This is a genomic window from Neobacillus cucumis (genome assembly GCF_002860255.1).
Taxonomy (GTDB): Bacteria; Bacillota; Bacilli; order Bacillales; family Cytobacillaceae; genus Neobacillus; species Neobacillus cucumis_A.
The window spans coordinates 1-21,113 of record NZ_PGVE01000078.1; the positions used below are offsets into that span (position 1 = coordinate 1).

The following is a 21,113-nucleotide window of genomic DNA, read 5'->3' on the forward strand; positions in this document are numbered from 1 at the left end:
AGAAATGAATATTATTGTTTGTTGACGTTTTTGTTTGTTTAGTTTTCAAAGAACAACCTATCGCCCCGAAGCGACTTAATTAATATACCATCTATATAAATTTAAGTCAACAATATATTTGAATTTTTTACGATTGTTTTTATTAAAACTAGAATGGTTTAGCACATAATAAAAAGGAGCACATGATATGCTCCCTTTTATCTTAATTATTCTTCATCTTCAGGCAGGTTATCTACTTGGATTTCATTATCTAAGTCAATAACTTCAGAATCGTTTTCTGGCAGTTGCTCTTCTTCCTCTTCCTTTTCTACCTTTGCAACAGTTGCAACATACTCATTTTCACTTTCTCTTAAACTGATCAGTTTAACACCTTGTGTATTTCGTCCCATTTGGGAAATACCCGCAACATCTATCCGGATGAGAACACCTCCGGTTGTGATAAGCATAAGATCTTCTTCACCAGTTACAGCTCTCATGGATACTAGATTACCGTTTTTCTCTGTCACATGGCAGGTCTTAATACCTTTACCGCCACGGCCTTGAATACGATATTCTGATGACGGTGTACGTTTGCCATAACCATTTTTCGTAACAATTAGAATATCATTATTTTCTCCTAATACTTCCATGCCTACAACTTCGTCATCCGGATCAAGGGTAATTCCTTTAACCCCTGTTGCAGTACGCCCCATTGAACGAACGTCAGTTTCAGGGAAGTGGATTAGCATACCTTTTTTTGTCCCAATAATGATATGCTTGTTCCCATCTGTTAAACGAACTGAAATCAGTTCATCACCTTCACGCAGGCTTAAGGCAATTAATCCATTGTTACGGATATGAGCAAAGGAGGACAGTGGTGAACGCTTTGAGACCCCTTCTTTTGTTGTGAAGAACAAGAACCAATCATCCACAAATTCCTGAACTGGGATAATTGCATTAATCCATTCGCCTTTTTCAATTTCAAGAAGGTTAATAATTGGAATACCCTTCGCAGTCCGGCTGTATTCCGGAATATCATAACCCTTAGAACGATAGACCTTACCTTTATTGGTAAAGAATAAAATCGTATCATGGGTAGACGTTGTGATTAAATGTTCAACAAAGTCATCCTCATTTGTTCCCATTCCTTGTATACCTCGTCCACCACGTCTTTGTGCACGATAAGTAGATACAGGCAGGCGCTTAATATAACCATTATGGGTTAGAGAGATAACAATATTTTCTTGAGGAATTAGATCCTCATCCTCAATATTTTCAATCCCACCCATAACAATTTCTGTCCGGCGCTTATCATTAAAGCGTTCCTTAATTTCAAGTAATTCTTCACGGATAATATCCAGAATTTTCTCTTCATTAGCTAATATTGCTTTTAATTCCGCGATAAGCTTCATTAAACTTTGGAATTCTTCCTCAATTTTCTCTCTTTCTAATCCAGTTAAACGCTGCAAGCGCATATCAAGGATAGCCTGAGCCTGCTTTTCAGAAAGATTAAATTGTGTCATTAAGCCTTCACGGGCAATATCGGTTGTACGCGAGCTGCGAATTAAGGTAATAACGGCATCTAAATTATCAAGTGCAATTCTTAATCCCTCTAAAATATGTGCGCGTGCTTCTGCTTTATTTAATTCAAACTGCGTTCTTCGGCGAATGACTACTTTTTGATGATCTAAGTAGTATACTAAGCACTGCTTTAGGCTTAAAACTTTTGGTTGTCCATCTACAAGTGCCAACGTGTTAATACCAAAGCTAGTTTGAAGTGCTGTTTGTTTGTATAAATTATTCAAAAGGACATTGGCGTTTGCATCTTTCCGCACTTCAATGACAATACGCATCCCTCGGCGGTCTGATTCATCTCGTAAGTCAGTGATGCCCTCAATTTTTTTATCGCGGGCTAATTCAGCAATTTTTTCAATCAATTTCGCTTTATTTACTTGGTACGGAAGCTCGTTAACAATGATAACTTCTTTACCGTTAGATTTTTGTTCAATCTCTACCTTAGCTCGAACAGTAATAGATCCTCGGCCTGTTTCATATGCTTTCCTAATTCCACTACGGCCGATAATGATACCACCTGTTGGAAAATCTGGTCCAGGTATAATTTCCATCAACTCTTGAGTAGTGATTTCTGGGACTCGGCTTACCGCCAAAACTCCATCAATGACTTCACCTAATTGATGAGGCGGGATATTCGTTGCCATCCCTACCGCAATCCCTGTTGTCCCATTTACTAAAAGGTTAGGGAAACGTGCCGGTAAAACAGCCGGCTCTCTTTCCTCACCATCATAGTTATCTTGATAATCGATAGTATCTTTATTAATATCCCTTAATAACTCCATTGAAATCTTGGACATTCTTGACTCTGTATAACGCATAGCAGCTGCCGCATCACCGTCAACAGAACCAAAGTTCCCGTGACCATCTACAAGCATATAACGGTAGTTAAAATCCTGCGCCATCCTAACCATGGTTTCGTAAACAGCAGAATCACCATGCGGATGATATTTACCGATTACGTCCCCAACGATACGGGCAGATTTTTTATATGGTTTATCTGCATGGATGCCAAGGTCATGCATGGCGTATAAAATACGTCGATGAACTGGTTTTAAGCCATCCCGAACATCCGGGAGGGCACGAGAAACAATAACACTCATTGCATAGTCAAGGAAAGAAGTTTTCATCTCTTGACTAATATTAATCTCTTTTATTTGAGAACTTGGTGTTTCAGCCATATTTGGTACCTCCTATTGGATCACCCTACAACCTATGTAAAAGAAAAAGGAGGATAGCGGTTAATCCTCTACCCCTTATTCAATACTAGTTATATATCTAAATTTTTAACATACTGCGCATTTTCTTCAATAAAGTTACGACGCGGCTCTACCTTTTCACCCATTAACATATCAAATGTTTCATCCGCTTCAATTGCATCTTCAAGGCTAACTTGAAGCATGGTCCGAGTGGATGGGTCCATTGTTGTATCCCATAATTGATCAGGATTCATCTCTCCCAAACCTTTGTAACGCTGGATATTTGGTTTTGGCGCTGCTGGGAGCTCCGCAAAAATTCTTTCTAGTTCTTTATCATTATAGGCATACTCAATCCGTTTGCCTTGCTGAACCTTATACAACGGTGGCTGTGCGATATAAACGTAGCCCGCTTCTAAAATCTTACGCATATAACGATAAAAGAAAGTTAAAAGTAGTGTTCGAATATGTGCTCCGTCCACGTCGGCATCTGTCATGATAACTACTTTGTGGTAACGGGCTTTAGCAATATCAAAATCTTCTCCAATACCTGTTCCAATTGCCGTAATCATTGCCCGTACTTCATTGTTAGAAAGGATCTTATCAAGACGAGCCTTTTCAACATTTAGAATTTTACCTCGCAATGGAAGGATCGCTTGGAAATGTCGATCACGTCCTTGCTTTGCTGATCCGCCTGCAGAGTCACCCTCAACGATATATAATTCACTTTCTGAAGGATCTTTTGAAGAACAATCGGCCAATTTACCTGGTAAGCTTGATACTTCAAGTGCACTTTTTCGTCTTGTTAACTCTCTTGCCTTTTTAGCTGCGAGCCTTGCACGTGCTGCCATTAAGCCTTTATCAACAATTTTACGAGCCACGTTTGGATTTTCTAATAAAAATTTATCAAAGGTGGCTGCAAAAACAGCATCAGTTATAGCTCGGACTTCTGAGTTCCCAAGCTTTGTTTTCGTTTGCCCTTCAAATTGTGGGTCCGGATGTTTAATGGAAACAATCGCTGTTAATCCCTCTCGTACATCTTCACCAGAAAGATTCGTGTCATTTTCTTTGATAAGGCCATTTTTTCTAGCATAGTCATTTATAACCCGTGTTAATGCTGTTTTAAAGCCTGATTCATGCGTTCCACCTTCATAGGTATGGATATTATTTGCGAAAGAGTAAATGTTATCAGTATAGCCCTCGTTATATTGGAGTGCTACTTCAACGCTGATTCCATCCCGTTCTCCTTCCATGTAAATCGGCTCTTCGTGAATGACTTCCTTTGTACGGTTTAAATGCTCTACATATGATTTGATACCACCCTCATAGTGGTATTCATTCCGTTTATTTTCAACTCTTTTATCTTCAATTGTGATCTTGATTCCTCTGTTTAGGAAGGCAAGTTCTCGTAAACGGGTGGCAAGTATATCAAAGTCATAGACTAACGTCTCAGTAAAAATTTCTCCATCCGGTTTAAAGTGTGTAGTTGTACCGGTTGTATCAGTAGTCCCAATTACTTCTAGTTCAGAAACCACCTGACCACGCTCAAATTTAATGGAATGGATTTTCCCATCGCGATGAACGAAAACTTCTAGTTCTGTTGATAGGGCATTTACAACAGACGCCCCAACACCATGGAGACCGCCGGAAACCTTATAGCCTCCGCCACCGAATTTCCCGCCGGCGTGAAGTACGGTCATAATAACTTCAACAGCAGGTCTGCCCATTTTCTCCTGGATATCAACTGGGATTCCTCGGCCATTATCTTTTACCGTGATACTGTTATCTTCCTCAATGAAGACATTAATTTCATCACAATAACCTGCGAGTGCCTCATCAATACTATTGTCCACAATTTCCCAAACAAGATGATGGAGACCCTTTCCACTTGTTGAACCAATGTACATTCCAGGACGTTTTCGAACTGCCTCAAGTCCTTCAAGAACCTGAATCTGATCCGCACCATATGAACCTTCTACCGCTGTTTTTTGTTCCAAAGTCATACTTGTTCACCTGCACCTTCTGACAAAAATATCTCTAAACAATAAAAATTGATATTAAAATTCATGTATATTCATTTGATTTGAACGTTTTTTTAATGTTCCTGAAGCAATAGGGGATAAATAAACCTTCTCACACGTAATAATGATTGATTTATAGGGGTTTTTAGTTAAGTTAATAACTCTTTCACTTTGACGTTTTAAATACTCTTCCACCAATGATGATTGATTTGCACTTTCTTTATCTAATATCGAAATAATATCTTTTGCCCTAATATTTAAATCTTCCCCGATGTGAATATACATTGGCCCACCTCAATTAACCTTCTTTATGGTGCCTGCCTGCACAATATAGGTTGAAGCATCTTTTAAGGTCTGATGATCGATTCCTTCCACACTTGTCGTTGTTACGAATGTCTGAACTTTCCCTTGAATGGTATTGAGCAAATGGGATTGCCTGTAATCATCTAATTCGGATAAAACATCATCAAGCAAAAGAATTGGATATTCACCAATTTCACTATGAATTAATTCTATTTCAGCAAGTTTAACAGATAGTGCAGTTGTTCGCTGCTGCCCCTGGGAGCCATAGGTTTGAACATCCCTTCCATTAACGAAAAACAATAAGTCGTCACGATGGGGGCCAAACAAAGTCGTACCTCGTTCTATTTCCCGTCCCCTCACTTTAGAAAACTTTTCCTGAAAGCTTTCTATCATTTTCGACAAATCTTGTTCTTCTAATACCTCTACTGAAGGTTTATACGTAATTTCAAGGGTTTCTAAACCTCTTGAAATTCCTTGATGAATAGGTTTAGCCCAATTTTCAAGTAATCTCAGGAATTCAAATCTTTTTTTAACGACTTTTACAGCCATTTCTATGAATTGCTCTGTTAAGACTTCGAGCATGGCTGGGTCGCTTTGCTTCTTGATTTGTATCATTTTTAAATAATGATTGCGTTGTTGAAGTATTTTTTGGTACTGACTCATATCATGTAAATAAATTGGCGAAACCTGGCCAATTTCCATATCAATAAACCGTCTTCGGACCTGAGGGCTGCCTTTAACAATATTTAAATCCTCCGGTGCAAACATGACTACATTCAAGTTTCCAACATATTGACTTAATTTTTGCTGCTCAATATGATTGCACTTTGCCTTTTTTCCTTTTTTGGAAATAACCAGCTGTAAGGGCAGGGAGCTGTGTAGTTTTTGAACCCTACCCTCTATTTTAGCATACTCCTGGTCCCAGCGAATAAGTTCTTTGTCATTCGAAGTTCGGTGGGATTTCGCCATTGCTAAAACATAAATGGATTCCATGACATTCGTTTTTCCTTGGGCATTTTCTCCCAAAATAACATTTACTTTATTTTCAAACTCAACAAATAACTCGTCATAGTTTCGATAATCTTTAAGTGCTAATTTTTCTATATACATGGTAACAACATCCTTTAGCTACTCGCTAATCACAAATTCTCCAAAACCTGCTATCTGGACTTTGTCACCAACGCGAAGCTTTCTTCCTCGTCTTTGGTCTTGCTCACCATTAATGAATATCTCATGTTCACTTAAAAACCATTTCGCCATACCGCCTGTTTGGATCACATCGGCCAGCTTTAAAAATTGTCCCAATGTAATATACTCGGTATTCAATTTAATTTTTTCAGGCATCTTTTCATCCTCATTTCTAAGGGCTATTTTCGCATATATTGTTGTGTGCCATATATTTTCATCAACCCGTATAATTAGTTGCATCGTGGCATCTTTTCGTAAGAACATTTGCGAAAATTGCCTAGAAACTTAGTAAATGCCCCTTATTAAGTCCAAGAGCAACAAAAGTTTACGAAAAGAGCCTTTCTAAAAATGGTTCCAATACTTTATTTTACTAAAAAAATTTGCTGGATACAAAGGAAACTCAAAAAAAATAAAAGCGGAGGGCTGTGTTTTGCTGCAGTGAACGAATTCATACATAAAGAAAGCCACCAGTAGTATGGTGGCATATAGGTTCTAATTAGCGTTAATTAATAGGTCCTGACGGGTAAAATAAGCTGCAAAATAGATTCATCATGTAATGGTCTAATAACAAACGGACGCATTGCACCTGTGAAGTTAACTTTAATATCTGTACCTTCCAATGCTTTAAGGGCATCCATCATATATTTTGCACTGAAAGAAATTTTCAAATCCTCACCATCAATAGCCTGGCTTTGAATTTCTTCCACTACCTTCCCGATTTCCGGTGTATTGGATGAAATTTCAATTGTTCCTCCCTCAATAGTGGACAATTTAACCACATTATTTCTTCCTTCACGTGCTAAGAGAGAAGCTCGATCAATGGCCTGTAGGAATTCTTTTGTATTGACCGTTACATCTGTTTTACTTTCATTTGGAATCAATCTAGACGTATCAGGATAGTTTCCATCTAAAAGTCTTGAGAAAAATAATAAGTGTTTAGCCTTAAATAAGATTTGATTTTCTGTTATGACAATATCAATTAACTCATTAGAATCATCAATAATTTTACTTAACTCATTCAAGCTCTTTCCAGGAATGACGACATTATAGTTTTCTTGATTTTCAGTTTCAATCTTAGCCTTTCTAAGAGCAAGACGATGGCTGTCTGTTGCAATACAGGTTAGTTCCTCATTTTCAATACGCCAGTTTACACCTGTCAAGATGGGGCGTGTTTCTGAGGTGGACACAGCAAAATGTGTTTGGCGAATCATTGCTTTTAATAGATCTGTTGCTATATGAAATTTATTATTTTCTTCAATTTGCGGAAGGTGTGGATATTCCTCAGCATCAAGACCGTTTAGGTTAAACTCAGACTTACCAGAACGGATAACGGTTTGTAATGACCCTAAAACCTCTATTTCAACTGTATCGGTTGGAAGCTTCTTAACAATTTCGCTAAAGAATTTAGCTTGGAGGACAATTGCACCTGTTTGCTTAATTTCAACAATTTCATTTCCAGCTTCCTCTTTAGGAATAAATGATTCGATAGATATATCTGAATCACTTCCTGTTAAAGTAACTCCTTCAGTAGTTGCTGCGATTTTGATTCCCGTTAAGATAGGTATAGTTGTTCTAGATGTGACAGCTTTCATTACATCTTGAACACTTTGAACTAAGCGGTCCCGCTGGATGATAAATTTCATCGCATTTAATCCTCCGTTTTATGCATATTTTTATTGCAGTTACATATAATAATATTTTTTATAAAAATCGTAGAAGTACTAGTAGGGCTTGTTAGTATGTGGATAACTCGGATTTTCAATAGAAACACAGCCTATCCACATGTGGACAGACTGTGTATAGATTCTAAGAAGTTATTCACAGTTTTAACAAAAAAATAATAGGAACAATTTAATATCATTGATCCATTTTTATATTTTTAATAACTCATGCAGCTCTTTCATCTGCTTTTGCAGAGTGGAATCAGTTTGCATGAGTTTTGATATTTTTTCATGCGCGTGAATGACGGTTGTATGGTCACGTCCACCGAACTCTTCTCCTATTTTTGGCAAGGAGTAATCAGTTAATTCACGTGATAGATACATCGCAATTTGCCGCGGGAAAGCAACAGACTTTGTCCGCTTTTTTGCTTTAAAATCCTCAAGTTTAATACTAAAATGCTCGCCTACAACTTTTTGAATTTCATGAATAGTTATCACTTTCGGCTTAGAACTTGGGATGATATCCTTTAATGCTTCTGCCGCAAGATCGGCATTAATATCCTTATTGATTAAAGAAGAGTAAGCCACCACACGGATGAGCGCTCCTTCAAGCTCACGGATGTTGGAATCAATTTGATTCGCAATATAAAGCATAACTTCATTTGGTATATCTAAACCTTCCGCCTTTGCCTTTTTGCGGAGAATGGCAATTCTTGTCTCTAAATCAGGCGGAGTGATGTCCGTGATCAACCCCCACTCAAATCGTGAACGCAGCCGGTCCTCAAGCGTAGGAATTTCTCGTGGCGGGCGGTCACTTGAGATAATAATCTGTTTACTTTCCTCATGCAGGGCATTGAAGGTATGGAAAAATTCTTCCTGGGTTGATTCTTTTCCGGCCAAAAACTGAATATCATCAATAAGTAAGATATCAACATTTCGATATTTATTGCGGAAACTTTCAGCCTTATTGTCGCGAATGGAGTTAATAAACTCATTCGTAAATTTTTCTGATGATAAATAAACTACTTTTGCAGCTGGATTATGATCTAAGACATAATGGCCAATAGCGTGCATTAAGTGTGTTTTTCCGAGTCCAACACCGCCATAGATAAATAAGGGATTGTAAGCTTTAGCTGGTGCTTCAGCCACAGCAAGTGATGCAGCATGTGCAAAGCGGTTGCCTGATCCAATAACAAATGTATCAAATGTATATTTCTGATTTAAGATGCCCTGCGGAAATTCGACATGTTCATCATCTTTTTTCACCTTTTTAGGCGGCAGCTGTACTTCATTATCAGCTTCATTTTGGTTTTGCGGAATTATAAACTTTACAGATAGCTCTTCACCCGTAATTTCATACAAAATTCCTGAGATCAACTGAGAATACCGCTCTTCAAGCCAGTCACGTGCAAATTCATTTGGAGCCGTAATCACCAGGAGATTTCCCTGTAGGGAATGGGCCTTCGTAGACTTTAGCCAGGTATCAAAGCTAGGCTTGCTTATCTTTTTCTCGATATTGGCCAGCGCTGCATTCCAAAGATCCGCAATATTTTCCAACTACTATCCCTCCTTCTTCTTTTTTATAAAAACCATTTATCTTAACTGACACTCTCTTTATTACTGTCTAACTCCTAAATATATTTTTAACGGAATAACCACTTAGTCTAATTGTAAGTGTTCCGTGAAAATAAGGTTTATACCGGCGGTACAACCTATTAATTTATAAATATACGAATCGGTGAATGTGGAAAAACATATAATAAGGAAATAAAGTGGAGTTTCGACAATATCCACCGCTTGTGGACAAGTTTTTACAGAACGCTTGGATAAACTATCCACATGTTATCCACAATTTGTGGATAACCGATTATCTGTGATGAAGTTATTCAGAGTGAAAACACAAATATAATAACAAATAATTGCAAGAGGTGCAATGCTTTTTCGTAGTTTATCCACAACTGTCACATTATGTGTATAGAAATTGTCCACAAGCTGAAGTTTTGTGTAAAACCTGTCAATATCATGTGTGGATAATAAAAAATATGTCGAAAAATTATCCACAGCCTAAAAATAAGGCTGAAAATATATAGAGAGGTGTCTTTTCAAAAGGGTTTTATTGGAGATCCATTTTGATTCTTGTAAAATGTTCTATAATAGAATTTCTGAGAATGGATGGTCTCATTACCGAAAAATATTGGAAATAGAGAATAATCTATAGAGAGTTGTTGACAATTGTAAGTAGACGTCTTTATAATAAGTAAGACTGTCAATTAAGTTTTAACTTGATAGCTATTCCTCAGGGAGGTGTCATATATGAAAAGAACATATCAACCAAATAAACGTAAACATAGTAAAGTTCACGGATTCCGCAGTCGTATGAGCTCAGCAAACGGACGTAAGGTTCTTGCTCGCCGTCGTCAAAAAGGAAGAAAAGTATTATCAGCTTAGACCACTGAAACGTCTCAGTGGTCTTTTTTTCAATTGTAGTGGAAGCGCTGTTAAATAAGGCGCTGGAGCTGGACAATTCTCAAAGTTTAAGATTTTAATTAAAGATAAAGGAGTTTTTTTTATGAAAAAAGAATTCCGAATTAAGAAGAATAACGACTTTCAGGCTGCATTTAAGAGGGGCCGATCCTTTGCGAACCGGCAATTTGTGGTCTATTCATTAGAAAAAGAGGAACAAGACTTTTTTCGAATTGGATTATCTGTAAGCAAAAAGCTAGGAAATGCTGTTACTAGAAATAGAATTAAACGATATGTTAGGCAAGCCATTTTGGAATTGCAGGACCAGCTGGCATTGGGCAATGATTATGTGATTATTGCTAGAAAACCTGCTTCTGAAATGGACTTTTTTGAAGTGAAGAAGAGCCTTACGCATGTACTTAAGGTTGGAAAAGTATTAAAGAAAAACAATTTTTAATAAAATTAGTAAAAATAACCTTTAACAATAAAGACAGCTGCTTTATAAAAATGCTAAAATGAAAAGCAATAGTACGGAATTTGGACTAGTTCAGGTTAAAATCACCGAATTAGTATAAAAGTGTAATGATTACATATCAAATATTTTTTTAAGTATAGGTAAGGAGGAAATTTTGGTTGAAAAAACGAATATTACTTTCGTTCGGCGTCCTTTCTGTATTCTTATTTTTAACTGGCTGCAGTGAAATTAAAAAGCCGATTACATCAGAAAGTACAGGTTTTTGGAATGAATATATTGTTTATCCGTTATCTTGGTTGATAAAAGAAGGAGCTCATTTGCTTGGTGGAAGCTATGGGTTATCACTGATCGTGGTAACAATCGTAGTTCGTTTAGCTATCCTTCCGCTTATGATTAAGCAAACAAGGAGTTCTAAAGCTATGCAGGCTTTACAGCCAGAAATGAAGGCACTTCGTGAAAAATATAGCTCTAAAGATCAAAAGACACAACAAAAACTGCAGCAAGAAACCATGGCACTCTTTCAAAAACATGGTGTGAACCCAATGGCCGGTTGTTTCCCGTTAATCGTGCAAATGCCGATTTTAATTGGTTTTTACCATGCCATCTCAAGAACAAGAGAAATCGCTTCTGATAGTTTCTTATGGTTTGACCTGGGTGAAAAGGACCCTTACTATATCTTGCCAATTATCGCTGGAATTACGACTTTTATTCAGCAAAAAATGATGATGGCTGGTCAAGAGCAAAATCCGCAAATGGCTATGATGCTCTGGATGATGCCAATTATGATTGTTTTCTTTGCGTTTAGTTTCCCTGCAGCCCTTTCATTGTATTGGGTTGTCGGAAATATATTTATGATAGTTCAAACCTATTTTATTAAAGGACCGGATCTAAAGGCGCGTGCCACCGGTAATGCGGGAGGAGCAAAAAAGTGAAACAGGTAACTGCTACAGGACAAACTGTCGAAGAAGCAGTAGAATCAGCTTTAGCTCAATTAAATACCACCAAAGACCGCGCAGATGTGGATGTAATCGATGAAGGCAAAAAAGGGATTTTCGGAATTTTTGGATCAAGGCCTGCTGTTGTTAAAGTGACCGTTATTATTGATCCGATTGAAGAGGCAAAGAAATTTTTAGCACAGATTAGTGAACAAATGGGGGCACCTGCAGAAATTGAGATTAAACGCGAGGGGAAACAAGTGACCTTTGTGTTGACGGGTGAAAAGATTGCTCTTCTAATTGGAAAAAGGGGTCAAACACTAAACTCGCTGCAATACTTGACCCAGCTTGTCATTAATCGCTTTTCAAATCAGTATTTAACCGTCATTTTAGATGCTGAAGATTACCGGAATCGCAGAAGTGAAACACTTGTTCAACTAGCCCGCCGGCTTGCCGGCAAGGCAATCAAGACAGGAAAAGATGTAGCCTTAGAGCCAATGCCTTCGTATGAGCGTAAAGTCATTCATACCGCTTTAGCTGAAAACAAACGGGTTAAAACATTTTCAGACGGATCTGAACCTCATCGATTTATCGTCATCACACCAGTGAAGAGATAAACTAGACAAGAACAATAAATATAGTGAGAGACATTCTACTTTAGTAGGATGTCTTTTTTTTGTCTTTTGTTAAGAAGGCAGGCTGTTGATAACTTTTTAATGGTTCAAAATCAAGCAGCAGGTTTCATCTTATTGTTATTCACATGTTGATAAGTTAAAATAATAAAAAGGACAGTTGGAGTTTGTGGATAACTAAGACAAGTAAAGTTTGATTGCTTTTTTAACAGTTACGGATGTGGTATTCTATTTTTTTGGATATAAATCAGGAAATTATAAAATAGATGGAATTTTTACGTGTGAGGTGAAGTAAATGGAATTCGATACAATTGCGGCAATCTCGACACCGATGGGCGAGGGGGCCATTGCGATTGTGCGCCTGAGTGGAGATGAGGCCATTCCGATTGCGGACAAGTTGTTTAAAGGTGTTGGCGGAAAGAGACTAAAGGATGCTGCCAGCCATACGATTCATTATGGACACTTGCTGGATCCGAAAAATGATGAGGTCATTGAGGAAGTAATGGTTTCAGTTATGAAGGGGCCAAAAACTTTTACTAAAGAAGATGTCGTCGAAATTAATTGCCACGGAGGAATTGTTTCTGTTAATCGAGTGCTGCAGCATGTATTAAAATATGGAGCAAGATTGGCGGAACCGGGTGAATTTACAAAGCGTGCCTTTTTAAATGGACGAATTGACTTATCACAAGCAGAAGCTGTGATGGATTTAATTCGGGCAAAAACGGACCGGGCAATGAATGTAGCTCTTGGGCAAATGGAAGGCCGTCTCTCAAAGTTGATTCGGAAATTACGCCAGGAAATTTTAGAGGTCTTAGCCCATGTGGAGGTAAATATTGATTATCCCGAATATGATGATGTCGAAGAGATGACCCATAAGCTTCTTTTAGAAAAAGCTCATTTTGTAAGGGAAGAAATTCAAAAACTTCTGCAAACGTCCCAGCAGGGGAAAATATTACGAGAGGGCTTGTCAACGGTTATTGTCGGCCGTCCAAACGTTGGGAAATCTTCTCTTTTAAATAGCCTTGTTCATGAAAACAAAGCCATTGTTACGGATATTCCGGGAACCACCCGAGATGTGATTGAGGAGTATGTCAATGTTCGCGGAGTTCCGCTTAGATTGTTAGACACAGCTGGCATTCGTGAAACGGAAGATATCGTGGAACGGATTGGCGTGGAAAGATCCCGCCAGGTGTTAAAAGAGGCAGATTTAATTTTACTTGTGGTAAATTACTCTGATCAACTGACTGCGGAAGATGAGAATCTGTTTGAAGTTGTCAAGGGAATGGATGTTATCGTTATTGTGAACAAAACTGACCTGCCGCAAAAAATTGATATGGAACGGGTTCATGAACTTTCTAAAGAGCATAAACTCGTGACTACTTCTTTATTAGAAGACCGTGGTGTCGATGCACTGGAGGAGGCCATTTCTTCTTTATTTTTTGCAGGGTCGCTTGAAGCAGGAGATATGACTTATGTTTCAAATACCCGTCATATAGCGATATTGAATCAGAGCCTTCATACAATAGATGATGCTATTCAAGGGGTAGAAACAGGAGTACCCATTGATATTGTCCAAATAGACATGACAAGAACATGGGAACTCCTAGGTGAAATTATTGGGGATAGTGTTCATGAAAGCTTGATTGACCAATTGTTCTCGCAATTTTGCTTAGGAAAATAGAAAACTAGGGTGGGCGTTCGTTTTATTAATGCTTATTTTCGGATACGATAATTAAAAAGCGTTCTTTTCATTCTGAGCTAGAAGAATGGAGCTAGGAGAAGCAACGTTTCCGTTATAGGACGGAAAAGGAGGAAACAAATGCAATACGAAGCAGGAAATTTTGATGCCATTGTCGTAGGTGCAGGGCATGCCGGTTGTGAAGCTGGACTAGCTGCTGCAAGACTTGGCGCAAAGACTTTAATGATTACAATTAACTTAGATATGGTGGCATTTATGCCATGTAACCCATCTGTCGGCGGGCCAGCCAAGGGGATAGTTGTTCGCGAAATTGATGCGCTTGGCGGAGAAATGGGTAAAAATATTGATAAAACTCACATTCAAATGAGAATGTTAAATACGGGTAAAGGTCCTGCCGTGCGCGCGTTAAGGGCACAAGCAGATAAATTTGCCTATCAGCATGAAATGAAAAAAACACTTGAAGAAGAACCTAATTTAACTCTGCTCCAAGGCATGGTCGAGCAATTGATTGTTGAAGATGGGACTGTTCAAGGGGTTATAACAAAAACAGGTGCTATTTATCGTTCAAAAACAGTAGTCATTACCACTGGAACTTATTTACGCGGTGAAATTATTTTAGGCGAATTGAAATATTCAAGCGGCCCTAATAACCAGCAGCCTTCTATCAGGCTGTCTGAACACTTAGAAGAGCTTGGTTTTGAACTAGCGCGCTTTAAAACGGGAACTCCGCCAAGGGTTAATAGCAATACAATCGATTATAGCAAGACAGAAATTCAACCAGGTGATGATGTTCCGAGAGCATTTTCATATGAAACAACTAAGTATATTACCGATCAGCTGCCATGCTGGTTAACCTATACAAATGACCAAACACATCAAATTATTGATAATAACCTGCACCGTTCACCGATGTTCTCAGGAATGATTAAAGGAACAGGTCCTAGATACTGCCCATCAATTGAAGATAAGGTTGTTCGATTTAACGATAAACCGCGTCATCAAATTTTCCTTGAGCCAGAAGGAAGAAATACACAAGAAGTCTATGTACAGGGAATGTCTACAAGCCTTCCTGAGGACGTACAGCTGAAGATTCTTAAAACAGTTCCTGGATTGGAAAATGCTCAAATGATGAGGGCTGGTTATGCCATCGAGTATGATGCCATTGTTCCGACTCAATTATGGCCAACATTAGAAACAAAGGTTGTAAAAAATTTATATACTGCAGGTCAAATTAATGGAACAAGCGGCTATGAAGAAGCTGCTGGCCAAGGAATTATGGCAGGAATAAATGCAGGATTGAACGCTTTAGGCAAAGAGCAATTAGTCTTGAGCCGATCTGATGCATATATTGGAGTTTTAATAGATGATTTAATCACAAAAGGAACCAATGAGCCCTACCGTTTGTTAACCTCACGTGCCGAGTATCGTCTATTGTTGCGTCATGATAATGCAGATCTACGTTTGACGGAGATTGGTCATAAAATTGGCTTAATTCGTGATGAACGTTATGAGGCCTTTTTAGAAAAGAAGAAAGCGATTGAGAATGAAAAGGAACGTTTACAATCGGTTAGATTAAAACCATCTGCAGAAGTCCAAGAATTAATTCGAAGCAGTGGCGGAAGTGAACTAAAAGATGGTATCCTAGCTTCTGATTTATTAAAAAGACCTGAAATGACATATGAGCTGTTAGAGAAATTGACAAAAAGCGACCTTCCTTTGAATGATGAAATTAAAGAACAAGTAGAAATTCAAATTAAATACGAGGGTTATATTGATAAATCGCTTGCGCAAGTAGAACGCCTTAAGAAAATGGAAAACAAAAAGATTCCTGAAAATATTGATTATGATGCCATTAATGGGCTGGCAACAGAAGCAAAACAAAAGCTTAAGAAAATTAAACCAGTTTCCATTGCCCAGGCTTCCCGCATTTCGGGTGTTAATCCTGCAGATATCTCCATTCTGCTTGTTTACCTTGAGCAAGGGAAAATTGCTAAGGTTTCAAATGAATAAGGAAAAACGCAGGTGCCCGTTTAGCGACGTACACTAGTCGCTGGGCGCCGCAGCTGGACAATTCTCAAAGACCAATGGATTTTTCTAATATATTGAAAAGCTAAACTGCAGAGCTCTACATTCTAGAGCTCTTAGCGGTTAGGCGATAACTAGTGAGGAAGATTAAAAAATGAACATCGAACAATTTAAGGCGAATCTTCAGGAGAAGGGGATCTCCCTTTCTGAAAAACAGCTTGACCAGTTTGAAGCCTACTTTACAACGTTGGTTGAGTGGAATGAAAAAATGAACTTAACCGCCATTACTGAAAAATCGGATGTCTATTTAAAGCATTTTTATGATTCAATCACAGCTTCCTTCTATTTTGATTTTTCAAAGCCTTTCCATTTATGCGATGTGGGTGCAGGGGCAGGTTTTCCAAGCATTCCTTTAAAAATTGTTTTTCCACATATTGAAGTGACCATTGTAGACTCATTAAACAAACGGATTTCCTTTTTAAATCATCTTGCGAAGGTTTTAAATTTGGAAAATATCCATTTTGTTCATGACCGCGCGGAAACCTTTGGGGTAAATCCAGCTTACAGGGAAAACTTTGATGTTGTAACCGCAAGGGCAGTAGCCAGGATGTCTGTGTTAAGTGAGTTTTGTTTACCATTAGCAAAAGTGGGCGGACATTTTCTAGCCATGAAGGCTTTGCATGCAAAAGAAGAGCTAGACACTGCACAAAAGGCGATAACCACTCTTGGCGGCAAGGTTGAAAATGTACATACATTTACATTGCCAATGGAAGATAGTGAAAGAACCATTTTGATTATTAAAAAGGAAAAACATACACCAAAAAAATACCCGCGCAAGCCGGGTACACCTAGCAAGTTGCCAATTGAATAACATAAAATTAGTCAGATGAGTCTAAACGCACTTAACATTTTTTACAAAAATTATATCCCAGGCAGGAAGAAATTATTCGTATATAGAATAAATAATAGGGAGTTTCTTAAAGGTGGTGTTGGGGATGAAGAGTTCATTTACACGCTTTTTTGGCCTCGGCGAAAAGGGAGAGCAAGAGGTTGAGCAGGAGCTGGAGATAGAACGAGGCGAAGAGATCAAGAAAATACCGATTAACCAAATAATTCCGAACCGATTCCAGCCACGGACGGTATTTGATGAAGACAAAATAGAAGAATTATCTCGCACGATTCATATACATGGTATTATTCAGCCGATTGTGGTCCGGGAGTTTGCTGACAATAAATTTGAAATTATTGCCGGTGAGCGACGTTGGCGGGCTATGAAAAAGCTTGGCTGGGCAGATGCACCTGCCATTGTTAAAAACCTCTCGGATACGGAGACTGCCTCTGTTGCTCTTATTGAAAATTTACAACGTGAGGAATTATCTCCGATTGAAGAAGCCATTGCTTATGGTAAGCTGCTTGAATTACACAATTTAACGCAGGAAGCATTAGCGCAGCGCCTTGGAAAAGGCCAGTCTACTGTCGCAAACAAGCTGCGTCTTCTAAAATTACCACAGCCAGTTCAGGATGCCTTATTAAGCAAGGTCATAACTGAGCGTCATGCACGTGCCTTGATTCCGTTAAAGGATCCGGAAAAACAAGTGGCCTTATTAGCTGAAGTATTGGAAAGAAATCTAAATGTTAAGCAAACGGAGGAACGGGTTGTCCGTCTGCTTGAGCAAAAAAATCAACAACCGAAGCCTAAGCGCAAGGCTTTCAGTAAAGATATGAGAATTGCTGTAAATACCATCCGTCAATCGTTATCAATGGTATCGGACAGCGGGATTAATTTGGATTCTGAAGAAGAAGAATTTGAAGAATTCTACCAGTTTACGATTCGTATCCCAAAGAAGAAGTAAATTTCATAGATTACAGGAAGAACCAGACAAGATGATGTTTGGTTCTTTTTTATATTCTATTAAAAGTCATTGTTGATTTTTGTAATCATGTTGATTGGAGCGGAAGGCGCTCGACTCCTGCGGGAGTACGGGGCTGGGGAGACCCCGCAGGTGCAAAGCGCCGAGGAGGCTCCCCGGCACGCCCGCGGAAAGCGAAGCGCCTGGAGCGGAAATCAACATCCATATTTTAACACAGCCTTTTTATAAGAAAAAATAAGCAGGCGCTTTCACTTTTCTATTCCAATTGGAAAAAAATAAGCGAAATTCCTAGATGGAATTTTTTTAGAAAAAAACCAACTACTATAAAAATCATGGTAAAATAAATGAATGGAAATTTTACTTTCATTTCCGTATAGGAGATAATTAATATATTTGATAGTATGCAAGATTAATAATTTTAAATTATAGGGTAGGTGACAACGTGGGGAAAATCCTTTCAATCGCAAATCAAAAAGGTGGAGTCGGAAAAACGACAACCTCTGTCAACCTAGGTGCCTGCTTAGCATACATAGGGAAACGGGTCTTACTAGTCGACATTGATCCGCAGGGAAATGCAACAAGCGGAGTTGGTATTGAAAAGGCTGAAGTTGAACAGTGTATATATGATGTTTTAGTAGATGATGTGGAAGCAAAGGATGTTATTAAAGCAACATCTGTTGAGAATTTGTATGCTATTCCGGCTACTATTCAACTAGCAGGAGCCGAAATTGAATTGGTTCCCACCATTTCAAGAGAAGTCCGCCTAAAACGGGCTCTAGGAGAAGTGAAGGATCAGTTTGATTATATTATTATTGATTGTCCGCCATCATTAGGGTTATTAACATTAAACGCATTAACTGCATCAGATGCTGTATTAATCCCTGTACAATGTGAGTACTATGCATTAGAAGGGTTAAGTCAATTACTAAATACAGTTCGACTCGTTCAGAAACATTTAAATCAGGATCTAAAAATTGAGGGCGTGCTGCTAACCATGCTCGATGCTCGAACCAACCTTGGACTTCAAGTGATTGAAGAAGTAAAAAAATACTTCCAAGATAAAGTCTATAAAACCATCATTCCAAGAAATGTACGTCTAAGTGAGGCGCCAAGCCACGGGGAGCCAATTATTACTTATGATGCCAAATCCCGCGGTGCTGAAGTATATTTAGATTTAGCAAAGGAAGTGGTCTCAAATGGCTAAAGGTTTAGGAAAAGGGCTGAATGCTTTTTTTAATGAAGTAAGTAAAGAAGAAACAGTCCAAGAAATCAAGTTAAAGGAACTTCGTCCAAACCCATATCAGCCACGAAAAACCTTCCAACAAGAAACGATTGATGAATTAAGGGATTCCATCATTGAGCATGGAATTCTCCAGCCAATTGTTGTCCGCAAAAGTATTAGAGGCTATGAAATTGTCGTCGGTGAACGCCGCTATAGAGCTGCTAAAGAAGCAAAGCTTGAATCAATTCCAGCTGTTGTCCGGGAGCTCACGGAGCAGCAAATGATGGAATTAGCTGTACTTGAAAACCTGCAAAGAGAAGACTTGAATCCAATAGAAGAGGGACAAGCTTATCAAACTTTAATGGAGAAGTTAAAGCTGACTCAAGAAGAGGTAGCCAAGCGATTAGGCAAAAGCCGTCCACATGTGGCAAATCATATCCGCCTTCTCTCCCTCCCGCCTAAAATTCAAGAACTAATTTCAAGCGGCAGCATTTCTATGGGACACGGCCGTGCATTATTAGGACTCAGACAGAAAGCGAAACTGCCTGTTCTTGTAGAAAAGGTAATCAACGAAGGATTAAATGTACGTCAGTTAGAAAAAATAATTCAGCAACTAAATGAGAATGTTTCACGTGAAACAAAGAAAGCTGAAAAGAAAAAAGATGTGTTTTTACAACAGCATGAGCATTCTCTTCGTGAACGGTTCGGAACAACAGTGAATATTGTCCAAAAGAAGAATAAAGGGAAAATAGAAATTGAATTTTTCTCACAAGAAGATTTAGAACGCATCTTAGAAATGCTTGACCAAGAAAAGTTATCTTTATAACTAAACTAAACTCGCCAATTGGCGGGTTTTATTTTGAGTTGGATAAATACAAATTTAGTAATAGTCGACCACTTTTTACATATATAGACACGTCCAGCTCCAGCGCCCAACGGCTAGTGTCCTTCGCTCTTTTCCCTACGATAAGTCAACATCGAATCACTATCGCTCTTCGTGTTTCCTTTATCTCAGTCAAAGCGCTCCAGGCCATACGCCGCTTAACGGGCGCTTGCGCTTTTGTTTTAAAAAATTCTTTTCATTCTGTCAGAAACATGATAGGTTATAACTATTATTATTTCGAGGGGCGAAAAAGGGGTAAAGACATGTTTTTATTAGGAACACTTGTTAACGGACTGTTGATTATTATTGGTACTCTTCTTGGTAAAATGTTAAATCGAATACCAGAGGGAATGAAAGTTACAGTCATGTATGCGATTGGACTGGCTGTCATGGTCTTAGGATTACAAATGGGTTTAAAGAGTGAAAACTTCCTGATTGTTATTATCAGCTTGGTAGTCGGTGCAGTTGTCGGTGAATTATTAAAATTAGAAGATAAGTTAAATGATTTAGGCGGATGGCTTGAGAGTAAGGTGGGTTCGAACGGTAAAGGGAGTATTTCAGAAGGATTTGTTACAGCTACCTTAATTTTTGTTATTGGAGCTATGGCAATCATTGGTGCACTTGATAGCGGTATTCGCGGGGACCATGATGTGTTATATACAAAATCCATCATCGATGGTTTTACTGCCTTAATATTAACAACTACTCTAGGAATAGGTGTGATTTTTTCAACCATCCCTGTAGTCCTCTATGAGGGGTTAATCGCTTTATTTGCTACACAAATTGACCGTTTTGTTCCTAAGGAATTAATGGATCAATTCATCGTAGAGATGACTGCAACAGGCGGTGTGATGATTTTTGCCATTGGCTTAAACTTGACTGGTATGGTAAAAATTAAAGTTGCCAATCTTCTGCCTGGAATTGTAGTTACAGGAATGATTGTCACTTTTCTTTTTAGCTATCATCATATGTTTTAATGAAGAATAAA

General features: G+C 38.4%; 19 protein-coding genes. 12 read left to right on the top strand and 7 right to left on the bottom strand.

Annotated elements, in window-relative coordinates:
• Nucleotides 1–206: 206 nt before the first annotated feature.
• The 7 genes from gyrA to dnaA all read right to left on the bottom strand — a co-directional run bounded on the left by gyrA (nt 207) and on the right by dnaA (nt 9,477).
• Nucleotides 207–2,732: a DNA gyrase subunit A gene (gene gyrA / locus CVD27_RS20720; protein ID WP_101650064.1), complete on the bottom strand. Its 2,526-nt coding sequence runs from the start codon at nt 2,730–2,732 to the stop codon at nt 207–209.
• Nucleotides 2,733–2,821: 89 nt separating this feature from the next.
• On the bottom strand, nt 2,822–4,750 hold the full coding sequence (gyrB, locus tag CVD27_RS20725) for a DNA topoisomerase (ATP-hydrolyzing) subunit B (RefSeq protein ID WP_101650066.1): 1,929 nt from the start codon (nt 4,748–4,750) through the stop codon (nt 2,822–2,824).
• Nucleotides 4,751–4,804: 54 nt separating this feature from the next.
• The gene (gene remB, locus CVD27_RS20730; RefSeq protein ID WP_101650068.1) at nt 4,805–5,053 is read right to left on the bottom strand and encodes an extracellular matrix regulator RemB; all 249 of its coding nucleotides are present in this window, start codon (nt 5,051–5,053) and stop codon (nt 4,805–4,807) included.
• Between the two features lie 9 nt (nt 5,054–5,062).
• Complete coding sequence (gene recF, locus CVD27_RS20735; protein ID WP_101650070.1) at nt 5,063–6,181, bottom strand: DNA replication/repair protein RecF; 1,119 nt, start codon at nt 6,179–6,181, stop codon at nt 5,063–5,065.
• An 18-nt stretch (nt 6,182–6,199) separates the two neighbouring features.
• Complete coding sequence (yaaA, locus tag CVD27_RS20740; protein WP_101650204.1) at nt 6,200–6,415, bottom strand: S4 domain-containing protein YaaA; 216 nt, start codon at nt 6,413–6,415, stop codon at nt 6,200–6,202.
• A 350-nt stretch (nt 6,416–6,765) separates the two neighbouring features.
• Nucleotides 6,766–7,902: a DNA polymerase III subunit beta gene (gene dnaN / locus CVD27_RS20745; RefSeq protein WP_101650072.1), complete on the bottom strand. Its 1,137-nt coding sequence runs from the start codon at nt 7,900–7,902 to the stop codon at nt 6,766–6,768.
• 228 nt (nt 7,903–8,130) lie between these two features.
• Nucleotides 8,131–9,477: a chromosomal replication initiator protein DnaA gene (gene dnaA / locus CVD27_RS20750; RefSeq protein WP_101650074.1), complete on the bottom strand. Its 1,347-nt coding sequence runs from the start codon at nt 9,475–9,477 to the stop codon at nt 8,131–8,133.
• A 756-nt stretch (nt 9,478–10,233) separates the two neighbouring features.
• Here dnaA and rpmH point away from each other — a divergent pair.
• The 12 genes from rpmH (at nt 10,234) to CVD27_RS20810 (ending at nt 21,102) form a co-directional block, all read left to right on the top strand.
• Nucleotides 10,234–10,368, top strand: a complete 135-nt coding sequence (gene rpmH / locus CVD27_RS20755) for a 50S ribosomal protein L34 (RefSeq protein ID WP_063255153.1) — start codon at nt 10,234–10,236, stop codon at nt 10,366–10,368.
• 121 nt (nt 10,369–10,489) lie between these two features.
• Nucleotides 10,490–10,840: a ribonuclease P protein component gene (rnpA, locus tag CVD27_RS20760; RefSeq protein ID WP_101650076.1), complete on the top strand. Its 351-nt coding sequence runs from the start codon at nt 10,490–10,492 to the stop codon at nt 10,838–10,840.
• A gap of 176 nt (nt 10,841–11,016) precedes the next feature.
• A complete protein-coding gene (spoIIIJ, locus tag CVD27_RS20765; RefSeq protein WP_101650078.1) occupies nt 11,017–11,790 on the top strand; it encodes a YidC family membrane integrase SpoIIIJ in 774 nt (257 codons plus the stop codon).
• Complete coding sequence (gene jag / locus CVD27_RS20770) at nt 11,787–12,410, top strand: RNA-binding cell elongation regulator Jag/EloR (protein ID WP_101650080.1); 624 nt, start codon at nt 11,787–11,789, stop codon at nt 12,408–12,410. The genes spoIIIJ and jag overlap by 4 nt, the downstream gene beginning before the upstream one ends.
• A gap of 310 nt (nt 12,411–12,720) precedes the next feature.
• Nucleotides 12,721–14,106 (top strand): tRNA uridine-5-carboxymethylaminomethyl(34) synthesis GTPase MnmE, encoded by a 1,386-nt coding sequence (gene mnmE, locus CVD27_RS20775; RefSeq protein WP_101650082.1) that lies wholly within the window; start codon nt 12,721–12,723, stop codon nt 14,104–14,106.
• A 138-nt stretch (nt 14,107–14,244) separates the two neighbouring features.
• Nucleotides 14,245–16,134, top strand: coding sequence for a tRNA uridine-5-carboxymethylaminomethyl(34) synthesis enzyme MnmG (mnmG, locus tag CVD27_RS20780; protein ID WP_101650083.1), 1,890 nt, complete (start codon nt 14,245–14,247; stop codon nt 16,132–16,134).
• Between the two features lie 169 nt (nt 16,135–16,303).
• Nucleotides 16,304–17,020, top strand: coding sequence for a 16S rRNA (guanine(527)-N(7))-methyltransferase RsmG (rsmG, locus tag CVD27_RS20785; RefSeq protein ID WP_101650085.1), 717 nt, complete (start codon nt 16,304–16,306; stop codon nt 17,018–17,020).
• A gap of 124 nt (nt 17,021–17,144) precedes the next feature.
• Nucleotides 17,145–18,002: a nucleoid occlusion protein gene (gene noc, locus CVD27_RS20790; RefSeq protein ID WP_101650087.1), complete on the top strand. Its 858-nt coding sequence runs from the start codon at nt 17,145–17,147 to the stop codon at nt 18,000–18,002.
• 38 nt (nt 18,003–18,040) lie between these two features.
• A complete protein-coding gene (locus CVD27_RS20795) occupies nt 18,041–18,232 on the top strand; it encodes a hypothetical protein (RefSeq protein WP_257984451.1) in 192 nt (63 codons plus the stop codon).
• A gap of 230 nt (nt 18,233–18,462) precedes the next feature.
• Nucleotides 18,463–19,224 carry a ParA family protein gene (locus tag CVD27_RS20800; protein ID WP_101650089.1) on the top strand — a complete coding sequence of 254 codons (762 nt, stop codon included), beginning with the start codon at nt 18,463–18,465 and terminating at the stop codon, nt 19,222–19,224.
• Nucleotides 19,217–20,068 (top strand): ParB/RepB/Spo0J family partition protein, encoded by an 852-nt coding sequence (locus CVD27_RS20805; protein WP_101650091.1) that lies wholly within the window; start codon nt 19,217–19,219, stop codon nt 20,066–20,068. Before CVD27_RS20800 ends, CVD27_RS20805 begins: the two co-directional genes overlap by 8 nt.
• A 320-nt stretch (nt 20,069–20,388) precedes the next feature.
• Entirely contained in the window at nt 20,389–21,102 is a 714-nt protein-coding gene (locus tag CVD27_RS20810) for a DUF554 domain-containing protein (RefSeq protein WP_101650093.1), read from the top strand.
• Nucleotides 21,103–21,113: the final 11 nt, after the last annotated feature.

Coding starts and splice junctions, on each gene's coding strand:
- gyrA (WP_101650064.1), bottom strand. CDS start 2,732: ATGGCTGAAACACCAAGTTCTCAAATAAAAGAGATTAATATTAGTCAA.
- gyrB (WP_101650066.1), bottom strand. CDS start 4,750: ATGACTTTGGAACAAAAAACAGCGGTAGAAGGTTCATATGGTGCGGAT.
- remB (WP_101650068.1), bottom strand. CDS start 5,053: ATGTATATTCACATCGGGGAAGATTTAAATATTAGGGCAAAAGATATT.
- recF (WP_101650070.1), bottom strand. CDS start 6,181: ATGTATATAGAAAAATTAGCACTTAAAGATTATCGAAACTATGACGAG.
- yaaA (WP_101650204.1), bottom strand. CDS start 6,415: ATGCCTGAAAAAATTAAATTGAATACCGAGTATATTACATTGGGACAA.
- dnaN (WP_101650072.1), bottom strand. CDS start 7,902: ATGAAATTTATCATCCAGCGGGACCGCTTAGTTCAAAGTGTTCAAGAT.
- rpmH (WP_063255153.1), top strand. CDS start 10,234: ATGAAAAGAACATATCAACCAAATAAACGTAAACATAGTAAAGTTCAC.
- rnpA (WP_101650076.1), top strand. CDS start 10,490: ATGAAAAAAGAATTCCGAATTAAGAAGAATAACGACTTTCAGGCTGCA.
- mnmE (WP_101650082.1), top strand. CDS start 12,721: ATGGAATTCGATACAATTGCGGCAATCTCGACACCGATGGGCGAGGGG.
- mnmG (WP_101650083.1), top strand. CDS start 14,245: ATGCAATACGAAGCAGGAAATTTTGATGCCATTGTCGTAGGTGCAGGG.
- rsmG (WP_101650085.1), top strand. CDS start 16,304: ATGAACATCGAACAATTTAAGGCGAATCTTCAGGAGAAGGGGATCTCC.
- noc (WP_101650087.1), top strand. CDS start 17,145: ATGAAGAGTTCATTTACACGCTTTTTTGGCCTCGGCGAAAAGGGAGAG.
- CVD27_RS20805 (WP_101650091.1), top strand. CDS start 19,217: ATGGCTAAAGGTTTAGGAAAAGGGCTGAATGCTTTTTTTAATGAAGTA.
- CVD27_RS20810 (WP_101650093.1), top strand. CDS start 20,389: ATGTTTTTATTAGGAACACTTGTTAACGGACTGTTGATTATTATTGGT.